Annotated in this window: 8 protein-coding genes; 7 read left to right on the top strand and 1 reads right to left on the bottom strand. The window is 52.3% G+C overall.

The window, feature by feature from the left end:
- Positions 1–51 precede the first annotated feature (51 nt).
- The 3 genes from ACZ5N7_RS18940 to ACZ5N7_RS18950 all read left to right on the top strand — a co-directional run bounded on the left by ACZ5N7_RS18940 (position 52) and on the right by ACZ5N7_RS18950 (position 5,150).
- On the top strand, positions 52–1,164 hold the full coding sequence (locus ACZ5N7_RS18940; protein WP_464659360.1) for a transglutaminase domain-containing protein: 1,113 nt from the start codon (positions 52–54) through the stop codon (positions 1,162–1,164).
- A gap of 177 nt (positions 1,165–1,341) precedes the next feature.
- Complete coding sequence (locus tag ACZ5N7_RS18945; protein WP_464656143.1) at positions 1,342–3,393, top strand: peptidoglycan D,D-transpeptidase FtsI family protein; 2,052 nt, start codon at positions 1,342–1,344, stop codon at positions 3,391–3,393.
- Between the two features lie 236 nt (positions 3,394–3,629).
- On the top strand, positions 3,630–5,150 hold the full coding sequence (locus ACZ5N7_RS18950) for a DUF4127 family protein (protein ID WP_464656144.1): 1,521 nt from the start codon (positions 3,630–3,632) through the stop codon (positions 5,148–5,150).
- Between the two features lie 213 nt (positions 5,151–5,363).
- Here the strand turns inward: ACZ5N7_RS18950 and ACZ5N7_RS18955 are convergent, their stop codons facing one another.
- Complete coding sequence (locus ACZ5N7_RS18955; RefSeq protein ID WP_464656145.1) at positions 5,364–6,212, bottom strand: sugar phosphate isomerase/epimerase family protein; 849 nt, start codon at positions 6,210–6,212, stop codon at positions 5,364–5,366.
- A gap of 248 nt (positions 6,213–6,460) precedes the next feature.
- Here ACZ5N7_RS18955 and asnB point away from each other — a divergent pair, with 248 nt between their 5' ends.
- The 4 genes from asnB to ACZ5N7_RS18975 all read left to right on the top strand — a co-directional run bounded on the left by asnB (position 6,461) and on the right by ACZ5N7_RS18975 (position 11,381).
- On the top strand, positions 6,461–8,338 hold the full coding sequence (gene asnB, locus ACZ5N7_RS18960; protein WP_464656146.1) for an asparagine synthase (glutamine-hydrolyzing): 1,878 nt from the start codon (positions 6,461–6,463) through the stop codon (positions 8,336–8,338).
- Positions 8,339–8,363: 25 nt separating this feature from the next.
- Positions 8,364–9,101, top strand: coding sequence for a Cof-type HAD-IIB family hydrolase (locus ACZ5N7_RS18965; RefSeq protein WP_464656147.1), 738 nt, complete (start codon positions 8,364–8,366; stop codon positions 9,099–9,101).
- Between the two features lie 80 nt (positions 9,102–9,181).
- The gene (locus tag ACZ5N7_RS18970) at positions 9,182–9,670 is read left to right on the top strand and encodes a DUF456 domain-containing protein (protein ID WP_464656148.1); all 489 of its coding nucleotides are present in this window, start codon (positions 9,182–9,184) and stop codon (positions 9,668–9,670) included.
- Between the two features lie 58 nt (positions 9,671–9,728).
- Entirely contained in the window at positions 9,729–11,381 is a 1,653-nt protein-coding gene (locus tag ACZ5N7_RS18975; RefSeq protein ID WP_464656149.1) for a putative polysaccharide biosynthesis protein, read from the top strand.
- Positions 11,382–11,477 lie beyond the last annotated feature (96 nt).

The following is an 11,477-nucleotide window of genomic DNA, read 5'->3' on the forward strand; positions in this document are numbered from 1 at the left end:
GTCCTATGAGAAAGGAGGAACAGCAGAGTGAACGAAAGGTTCTTTTCTTCTATGAATTGGATTTCCGTTTTCATAGTAATTCTTTTCGCCGCATCAATTATCCAGGGATTGCGCCGCGGCGCTTCGGGATCGGCCAAACGCCTGCTGCAGCAGATCACGGATGTGGCCTTGACGCTGCTGAGCCTTTATGCGGCCTGGCTGCTTGCCAATTGGGGCTCGCCCAAGCTGCAGGCCTACCTGACGGACAGCGCAATCATCATTCCGCAGGAGCAGATGGGATTTTTTCAGCAGATGTTTTACACCTTCGTGACTGGGATAAGAGATTTTTCCCTGCTGCGGATTTCCGTGCTTTTCCTTGTCGGCTACAGTGTGACTAAATATATACTACGCTGGATTTGTTCCCCCTTCCTGTACAGCCTGGCGTATCGTGAGCAGCCTGAAGAGCAATCTTCTTCCTTTTGGAGCTCGCTGGTGGGAGGCGTTCTTGGCGCTTTGATGGGCGCAGGCCGGGCATTGATCCTGATCGCGCTGCTGTTCGCCTATGCCACCTTATTTCCGCAAACGACGCTGGCGGGCTATATCGGCGCCTCTTCCATCTATCAGAAGGGCGCGTCCGAGGTGGTGAAGCCTATCACGGGGGATTTTATCGCGAACAAAATTCCGGTGTTCACCCGTGCCGTAGAGCAGGAATTCAACCAAATTATACAGCGTAAATATGAAGTGATCGACGCCAAAGTTCCCGACAACATTACCGAGGCGGCCAGGCAGATTACCGCTGACGCCAAGACGGACGAGGAGAAAGCGAGGCTTCTATACCGCTGGGTCGGCACGAGAGTACAGTACGATTGGGACAAAGTGAATCTGTACGAACAGAAGCGGATATGGAAAGAGCAGACGCCCGAGGATACCTTCCAAACCCGCAAAGGCGTATGCATAGATTACTCCCGATTGTACGCGGTGATGGCCCGTGCGGTGAATCTGGACGTCAAGGTCGTCACAGGACTCGGTTATGACGGCCGCGGAAGCTACGGTCCTCACGCCTGGAATGAAGTCAAGCTGAACGAGCAGAACAAATGGGTGCCTCTGGATTCCACCTGGGTGGCGAGCGGCGGCAACTGGTTCAATCCTCCTAATTTCAACCAAACGCACATAAGAGAGGCATGAGCCGACGCGTTCCTCTCCGGGTGCGCGTTGCGGCGCTGTACGCCGGATGAAAGGAACACCAGATTTCCCGTAAAAAGGAAGGCGGTGTTCTTTTTTTAGCACGCAGAATTTGGTACACTTAAGTTAGTCTGCCGCGAGGTTTGAGCGGTGTTTTTTGAAAGGAAAGGAAATCGGGCAATGAAAACAACGATTCAAATCGACGAACCCCAAAAAGTGGAAAAATTGAAGCGGCGCAAGTTCATGACGCGCATTAATCTGTTCTTTTTCTGCACTTTTATTCTTTTTTCCGTCCTGATTGTGCGTTTGGCGATGCTGCAGTTTGTCGAAGGCAAGGATTTGGCCGCCAAGAAGCTTTCCGTTACGGAAAGGAAGACTCTGATTCCTCCGGTACGGGGGAATATTCTCGACAGCAGCGGCTATCCGATTGCATATACGAGCCCGACGCAATCTTTGTTCTTCCGCGTAGAATCTCCCCAGAAAAAAGATGATGTCATAGCGTTGGCCAAACGTCTGGCGGATGTATTTGAGAAATTCGGGCGTAAGGACAAAAAACAGCTGACGGCGGATGACATTATCAAGACGATGGATGTCGGCTATGACCTGGACAAGAAGGAGACCAAGAAGCCGAGCTATAACTGGGTGCCCCGCAGAATCAAGCCGGATTTGACCAAAGAGGAAATCGCTTATCTTATGGAGCACCGCGACGAGTTCAGGTGGATCGACGTGACGGAGGAAAGCATCCGTACTTACGATCCCAAGACAATTGCCGTGCAGCTGGTCGGCTATATGAAGTCCTTCTCTGCAGCGAGGGAACCGACCCACGGACTGCCCTTTTATAAAAATAAAGATAACACCGAAAATTACCTTGACTCGGAAGATGTGGGCTACAGCGGGTTGGAGCTGATGTACCAGAAGGAGCTGCGCGGAGAGACGGGAGCGAAGAGCTATCCGGTCAACGCCTCCGACAAAATTATCGGCAAAGTCAGCATTTCCAAGCCCCAGAAGGGGAACAACCTGCAGCTGAGCATCCACAAAGACATTCAGTTGGTTACGGAAAAAGCGATTACGGACCAGATCGAGTTTCTTCACACTGAGGAGGCCCGAAGGATTTCGGGCGGTTACGGCTACGCGCCTAATGCGAGAGCGGGCTATGCCGTAGCTATGGAAGTGAAGACAGGGCGTGTGGTGACGATGGCAAGCATGCCGGATTACGATCCGAACGTATGGAATGGCGGGATTTCACAAGACAATTTAAATAAAATTCAACCGTTTGTAAACAACGGCACGATCAGGACGTCTTACCCGGACTGGCCTGAGAAGGAAAGAAACAAGCACCCGTCCTCTCTGGTCTATATGGGTTCGACCATTAAACCGCTGACGGTATTGTTCGGGTTGCACAATAAATTCTTTGACACCTCGTACCAGTATAACGATGTAGGCACATTTAAATTCGGTCTCGATAATTCAGCGATTTCCAACTCGGACAGACATGCATGGGGACCCATCACTCCATCGCAGGCTATTGAGCACTCGTCGAATACGTTTATGTCGGCCATGGTAGGCTCGCAGCTGTATTCAAGGTACGGGGCAAAGGGCATGCAGATGTGGGCGGATTTCCTCGCCAGGTTTGGCCTGGGAGTTGACACAGGGAGCGGTCTGCCCGGAGAGTTCTTTGATAACAATATTCAGAACGAGTTTTTTGCCAACGCCAAAAGAGACTCCGCCATGTCCGCTCTGATCTATGCTTCCTGGGGGCAGAATGAAAGGTATACGCCGCTGCAGCTGGCACAATATGCGGCCACTTTGGCTAACAAAGGGAAGCGGATGAAGCCGCAGTTTGTAGATAAAGTCACAACTTACGACGGCGTCCCTGTCAAGACTCTGGAACCGGTTATTATGGATCAGGAGCAGTTTCCGGAGCAGTATTGGAATGCTATATTCACAGGAATGCAGAAGGTCGGCAAGCAGGGGTTTGAGGGCTTTAACTATTCCGTGGCGGCCAAGACGGGTACTTCAACCCAGACGGTAGGCGGCAAATCGGTGGATAACGCCGTATTTATCGCGTTTGCGCCTGTAGAAGATCCCAAGCTGGCGGTTGCCATCGTTATTCCGGAAGGTGGATACGGTTCATGGGGCGCCGCTCCGATTGCACGGAAGATGTTCGACGCTTACGATAAATTTTATGGACTGGGCGCAGCGCCGAATCCGGCCATACAAATCTCGGAGTAATCGGAACAAGATGTACGAATTGAACGACTGGATGACGCTTATTGAAAATTGGCTGGCCTTTCTCCGTGGTGTAACCATTGCGGCTGGAGGGCGGCCTTTTTGCGTTTCACCGAATGGAAGAAAATGACTTTGTGTCTGGTAAAATAATACAAACAGTTTCGCATGCGCCGCGTTCGGGTAATCGTTATCTTAATGTAAATTGCTCAATGATATGATCCCGAGGGGGTGGAACAATAATGGGTAAGATTGCTCTGGTTCCGCTTGACGCGAGACCGGTGACGAGAGATCTGCCTGTTCGGATCGCCTCAATAGCCGGCTGGGACGTATTGGTCCCCTCGAAGGAATGGCTGGGCCATCTCAAAAATCCCGGAAATAGGAAAGAAATCATTTCCTGGCTCACCGAGGTCAGCGAAGAAGCGGATGCGTTTGTCATCTCTTGCGATATGCTGGGATATGGAGGATTAGTACCTTCGCGTGTTTCCACTCTGACCGAGAGGCAGATTAAATCGAATCTTCAGGTCATCCGTTCGCTCAAAAAGCGGTTTCCCCAGAAAAGGATATTCGCCTTCAGTATGACGATGAGGATCGCGAATACGAACGACATTGAGGAAGAGAGGGAATACTGGGCCAAGTATGGGAAGTTGATCTGGACATGCTCGTACCATACGCACCGTTATGAGGCGACAGGGGAGACGTCCAGTGCCGAAGCGGCAAAGAAGGCAAGGGAAGCGATTCCCGTGCAGATTTGGCAGGATTATGTGGAAACGCGGGCCCGCCGATTTTCCATCAATCAATGGATTCTCGGCCTGGCGAAGGAAGGGGTCATCGATTTTCTTGTGTTCTCGCAAGATGACACGAGCGAATATGGTATGAATATCCAGGAACAGCATAGAATCCGGGAGTTGATCCATCAGTACGGATTGGGGATGAAGGTGCTTGTCTACCCTGGAGCGGAGGAAGTGGCGAGCACCTTGATCACCAGATTATTGAATGAAGCTGCAGGCAGGCGGCCGCGGTTCTTCCCGATCTATTCCGGCATGAAGGGGCCGTTTATCCGCGCATTGTATGAAGACAGGCCAATTGGGGAAAGTGTCGTCGGACATATTTTTGCGGCGGGCGGGATGATTGTGGACCATCCGGACTATGCGGATATCATCCTGGCGGTGAACACTCCCGGAAAGGAGCAGGGAGACATGTTGAACAGCCATAATCTGTCGCAGGTCAATACTTCGGACCGGAACATTCCGGCATTCATCGATAAGATTAAATACTACCTGCTCCAAGGCAAAAAGGTGGGCATAGCGGACTTGGCTTACGCCTATGGAGTGGACCCGGTGTTTTACGAACTGCTCAAGGCCCAGGTGGAAATCACGCGGCTGGCCGGTTTTGCCGGCTGGAATACGGCGGGAAATACGCTGGGGACCTGTATAGGCCAAATCTGCTGCCGATTGGTGGACGATTATAGCCAGCAGTCCCATATGGAGCTTCTTATGCTGCGTATCGCCGACGACTACCTCTATCAGTCTGTCGTCCGTCCGGAGCTGAACGAGTGGCTTCAAACGCATAATAATCTGACAATCGGCCAGTTGAAGGATGAAGTGGAGAAACGGCTCAAGCCGTTGGTGGAAGGTCTGCACAGACAGCTGTTCGCGTGTGTTGACGGCATCTCGTATTCACTGAAGATTGAAGATATCTACCAGCCGTGGCACCGCACCTCCGAAATCGGCCTCGACTTTCAACTGATGGAGCACTCTTGAACGTCGGAAGAGCCCTTATGGAAGCTCTTCCGATTTTTTTCGGATATTTTAGACGGGTAAAAACGTATCCCACACATTTCGAATGGTATTACACCGAACAAGCAAAAAAGGAGCTGCTGCTTAGCAAACCCCTTCACATTCGTTTCTTGTCCCCAGGATCTAATCATAAAAGCATGATATTCAACCAAGCCCCCTCCGTCCGGAGTGAGTCCGCTACTCCAACCCGGCCTCGGAGAAGACCCGGCGGAAAGCTTCTGCAGATTTCCGCATCAGCACTTCGCTGGACTCGGTCAACGGCTCCGGAGTGAGAATTTCCTGCGAAACGGCTCCTTTATATCCGATCCGCCGGAGCCCCTGCAGGAAGCTCGTCAAATCGATGACCCCTTCTCCCGGGTACAGCCGGTTGTTGTCGAGAACTTCTTCCACAGGCACATTCGGTGCGTCATTGATATGTACGTGAACGATTTGTTCCGGGCGGAGGCGGAGAATGTCATTCAGGTCGGCCTCCGTCGTGTACCAGTGGTAGGAGTCGAACAGCAGGCCGACATTGCTTTCGCCGATCGCTTCGATCCAATCCAGAGTGCTGTCCATATCCCAGATAAAAGGGTGCTCCCAGCGCGTGCGCAAATGATGGGGACCTACAAATTCAAGTCCCAACCGAATCCCGTACGGGCGGAGCAGCTGCGCGCAGGTGCGCAAACGGCGGGTCGCGATCGCCATGAAATGGGCCGCGTTATAATCTGTGGAAGGCAGCACATAAGTACAGCAGGAGGTACAGCCTATCGCAGCGGCGGCCTCGGCATCCCTGATCAAACGTGAAAGCCCTTTCACAAAACTTTCTTCATCATTTCTCCATTCCAGCGGCAGTCCGATGGCACCGATGACCACCCTATGCTCCTTAAGAAATTCACGGCAGGCGGACAATCCCTTGCCTGCAATCCACTGCTCCAAAGAACTGCCGTCCGTATCGACGGCGCCAAATCCGTTCTCTCCCGCGAGGACGATGAACTCTTCCAAACTCCCTACTCGTCCCAAGCCTGCTGATGTTACTCCTTTGATCATTTTCACATTCTCCTTTCAAATTCAATTCATCGATAGAGGATGTTGAGCGAACCAGGGCCCTGCATCACGTACATGACCCTGTCTAATTTCACATTAGCGGAAGAAAGCGCAAACATCAAGAAGAAAACAAAGATTCGAACCATGAGAAGGCCAAATATGAAGAAGAACGTTTCGTCAATCGCTCCATGGTATGATATACTATTGTATCGAAACGGGTAGCGTAATATAGTTTGGCGGGAGGACACAGTATGTGCGGAATCACGGGATTGCTATATTTTGAAGATAGAGAACCGACACACGAATTATTGAAGAAAATGACCGATGTGATCGAGCATAGAGGGCCAAACGATTCGGGTTTCTGGACGGAGAACAGGATCGGGCTGGGTTTTCGCCGCCTGTCCATCATCGACCTTAAGGAAGGCCACCAGCCTATGGCGAATGAAGATGAAACCGTCTGGATCGTATTCAACGGCGAAATTTATAACTATAAGGCGTTGCGGGAGATGTTAATTTCGAGAGGGCACCAATTCAAAACGCACAGCGATACGGAAGTGATCGTGCATTTATATGAGGAATACGGCGAGGACTGTGTCAAGCATTTGCGGGGGATGTTCGGATTTGTCATTTGGGACCGCAGGAAAAAGGTGCTTTTCGGCGCAAGGGACCACTTCGGCATAAAGCCGTTCTATTACTGCAAAAGCGCAGATCGGTTCATGTTCGCCTCTGAAATCAAAAGCTTGATCGCGTCCGGCACACTGGAAAGGTCGATTCGCACGGAAAGCCTGCTGAACTACCTCACATTCCAGTACGTACCGGAGCCCGACACGATGTTCGAAGGCATCCATAAGCTTCCCCCGGGGCATACGGTTACCGTTACCTTCGACGGACAGATGACGGTGCGCAAATACTGGGACCCCATGCTCGAGCCGGAAGACAAGCCTTTTGACTATTATGTCGAGCTGCTAAGGGAGACGCTGAAGGACTCGGTCATCCACCACATGCACAGCGATGTCGACCGCGGCTGCTTCTTGTCGAGCGGCATCGATTCCACCGCTATTGCGGCCCATATGAAAGCGATCGAGCCGATCCGCACTTTCTCCGTCGGGTTCGAAGGGCCGAACAACGAAACGATCATTGCCTCGCAAACTGCGGAGGCGCTGGGTACGGAGCATTACAACAAAATGATCACCAAAGATGATTATTTCAACACCCTTCCCACAGCGGTATGGCATCAGGACGAACCGGTCGCGGATCCATCGGCGATCGCTCTTTACCATGTGGCCGGTTTGGCAAGAGAACACGTTACCGTCGTCTTGTCCGGCGAAGGAGCGGACGAGCTATTCGGCGGATACCGGATCTACAGGGAGCCGCTGTCGCTCCGTCCGCTGGAAATGATGCCGCTGGGCGTCCGCCGCATCCTGCATGCAATCGCCCGCAGGCTGCCAAGCGGACTGACAGGCCGCAACTACTTGCTGAGAGGCACGACTCCGCTGGAGGAGCGTTTTATCGGCAACGCCAAAATATTCAGCGAAGACATGAAAAGCGAAGTGCTGCGCGTTGACGAGGAGATGCTTCAGGAATACAGGAACCCTTTTGACATCGCAAAGCCGTTCTATGACCGCACGAAGCATCTGGATCCGGTCAGCCGCATGCAGTATATCGATATGAATCTGTGGATGCCGGGCGACATTCTCATGAAAGCCGACAAAATGACGATGGCCCACTCCCTGGAGCTCCGGGTGCCGTTCCTGGACAAGGAGCTGTTTGAGGTGGCGAGAAGGATTCCGGCCAAATACCGGATTGCGCAAGGAACGACAAAATACATCTTCCGCAAAGCGATGGAAGGGATCATTCCGGACTTCATCCTGAACCGCCCCAAGCTCGGTTTCCCTGTGCCTTTAAGGGACTGGCTCCAAGGCTCGCAGGGAACGCTGCTGCTGGAGAGAATTAAAGCGAGCGGGATTGAGGACTATGTCAATATAAAAGCCGTAGAGAACATGCTGGCCAAGCACCAGAGCGGGCAGGGCGATTACGCTAGAAGATTGTGGATCGTTTATATTTTCGCCCTGTGGCACATGGCTTATATGGAAGATGTGCCTATGCTAGCTGCAGCTTCTTATAGATAATCGAGGAACTGGATGGAGAGAGACCATGGGAAAATATAAATTAGTCGCATTGGATATGGACGGCACTGTGCTCAATGAATTGAAACAAATTTCGGAGGCGAACCGCAAAGCAATCTACGCCGCGCTCAATGCGGGAGTTACCGTTATTTTTTCCACCGGGCGGGGCGTACAGAACGTACAGCCTTACGCGGACGAGCTGAAGCTCAAGACGCCTATCGTTGCGGTTAACGGCGGCGAAGTGTGGAGCGAGCCTCATGTGCTGCTGCGCCGCCATCTGCTGGATGTGGAGCTGGTGCGCAGAATGCACGGGATGGCCGTTAAGTATGATACCTGGTATTGGGCCTATTCGGTGCAGGGCATGTTCAACAAGGAGCAGTGGGCTGACGACATCGATAAGGCGGAGTGGCTGAAATTCGGGTTTTTTATCGAAAACCGGAAGGTTCTTTCCGAAATTCGGCAGGAGCTGGAATCATGGAATTTGCTTGAAATTACCAACTCTCACCCGGACAATCTGGAGCTCAACCCGAAAGGCATCAGCAAAGCGAACGGGGTCAAAGAGGTATGCAATCTTCTCGACATCGACATGTCGGAAGTGATAGCGATGGGCGACAGCCTCAATGACAGCTCCATGATCCTGGCCGCCGGCCTGGGAGTGGCGATGGGCAACGCCCAGGAAGAGGTTAAGAAGCTGGCCGATCTGGTTACGGCGACGAACGACGAAGACGGTGTGGCCAAGATCATCAACGAATACGTGTTGGGTTAATCGTGCCGACGTCTGCAGCAGCGGGGTGCACAACACTGCCATGCGGATCTTCCATCATGCCGACCATAAGGAGGAATGTTATGAGCATTGTGGGCTGGATCTTGATTATCGCGCTGTTTGCCGTCGGCATGGCCGGAGCCGTTGTGCCGGTACTTCCGGGAGTAGTGGCAATTTACGCTGCTTTTTTCGTATACGGTCTGTTCTTCAGCTTTGCTCCGTTTGGATTCTGGTTCTGGTTTATCCAGACTACGATTGCGGCGGTCATTGTTGCAGCTGATTATATCGCAGGCGCGATGGGAGTCAAGAAATTCGGGGGCTCCCGCGCATCCGTCATCGGAAGCACGATCGGGATTATCATCGGGCCTTTCGTCATCCCGGTCGTCGGTTTGATCGCGGGTCCCTTTCTGGGGGCGATGCTGGGAGAATTGACGCAGGGAGCAAGCCTGCACAAGGCGGTACGGGTAGGATGGGGATCGCTGCTCGGCTTTTTTTCCAGCGTTGCCGTGAAAATCATTTTTCAGGCGCTGATGATTCTGCTGTTTGTCATTTGGACGGTAAGCTTTAAATAATTCAGATATCCCTCCAAGGGACAATTAGAAACAGTGAGTTAGCAGAGGAGATTTATTCATGTCGAAGGACTCATTAGTTAAAGGAACGATCATCCTGACGGTGGCCGCTCTTGTGGCCCGTTTCCTGGGCGTGTTCCAGCGGATTCCGCTTCTCTACCTGCTTCACGATCCGGGAATGGCTACCTATGGTATTGCGTTTAACATTTACTCGATTCTTTTGGTTGTGGCAACAGCCGGAATCCCGAGCGCGCTCAGCAAGATGATATCCGAGCAGACCGCTCTTGGCAATTACGCCGAGGCTAATCGGATCTATAGGGCGGCTGTCTATTTCGCGCTCGCTGCGGGCTTGGTCATGACCGTCCTGCTGGTTGCGGCCGCGCCTTATTATGCCGTGTATAGTAAGGACCCTTCGGCTGCGCTCTCCATCAGGGCTCTCGCTCCCGCGCTGCTGCTGTTTCCTTTGATTGCGATTATGCGGGGATATTTTCAAGGCAGGCAGAACATGCTGCCGAACGGGCTGTCACAGGTGATCGAACAGATTCTGCGGGTGTCCACGGCGATAGGGCTCGCCTATATGCTGCTGAAGCTGAATTACGGCGATGAGGCCGCTGTTGCGGGAGCGTCATTCGGCGGAGTGATGGGCAGTATCGCGGCGTTCGCTGTGATGCTCTATTATGCTGTAAAGCTGCGCAGATCGGACCTTAAGCAGCCTGAGGTGGTCGAATCGATCGCTTCACAGGCCGGACGGCCCCAAACCGGTTTTATGCAGATCTACAAAAGACTGTTTACCCTTTCTATCCCGATCGTTTTATTTTCGGTCACCGTGACGCTTATCTATTTTATTGACTCGACGATTACGATCGGATTGTTGGAGAATCAGATGACCCACGCGATTGCTAAAGAAACGCTCGGTGTGCTGACAGGCAGAGCGCAATCGCTGGCGGGTTTGCCGATCATTCTGGCCATCGCTTTGAGCCAGTCGGTAGTGCCGATTATTTCCTCGGCTTTTTCGAAGAAAGATATGGCGAGAGTGAACAATCAGACGACAAGGGTCATGCAGCTCTCCGTGCTAAGCGGTCTGCCTGCCGTTCTGCTCGTTTGTATAGCGGCCCGTCCGCTCAACGGATTTCTCTTCGGATATGATAGCAAACTATCGATCGGCATGGTCATTTCAATTATCATCTACCTGACCATCAGCTCAATGTTCCAAATTATGATGCAGACGACCGGCGCCGTGCTTATGGGATTAGGCCAAATGAAAGCTTTGGTCATACACGTTTTTACTGGCATTGCCGTCAAGCTGGCATTTACTTATATTCTGGCGCCTACATTTGGAATCCACGGAATTATAACTGGGACGTTGATGTGTTTTATTGTCATGACCTGGCTCAACATGCGGGTATTGAAAAAGACTGTGAACTACTCGGTTCTAGGCAATAGGTGGCCCGGTCTCATCCTCACAACTGTGCTGATTGTTCTGGCCGGCTCCGGGCTGGAGTATGTGACGTATCACCATATCCATTGGTTCGCATGGCAAAGGCTGAACGATATGGTCAGCACTATTGTAGTGTGCGGGGTTGTCGGGCTGCTGTACCCTCTGCTTCTAATGGCAACAAAGGTTGTCACGGCGCATGATTTGGATGCGATGCCGGGCGCCGTACAAAAGCTGGTGTCCCGCATCGGCCGGCTGTTCAAACGGGCCAAGTCTTGAAGTAGATGTTATAACCCCAACGTGCGGTTCTCTTGGCGCGCGTCAGCGGCGTTGTACGACGGTGGTGAGCAGGCGGTGCGCGGGAGTGGTCAACCT

It is taken from the genome of Paenibacillus sp. JCM 18996 (assembly GCF_055392555.1).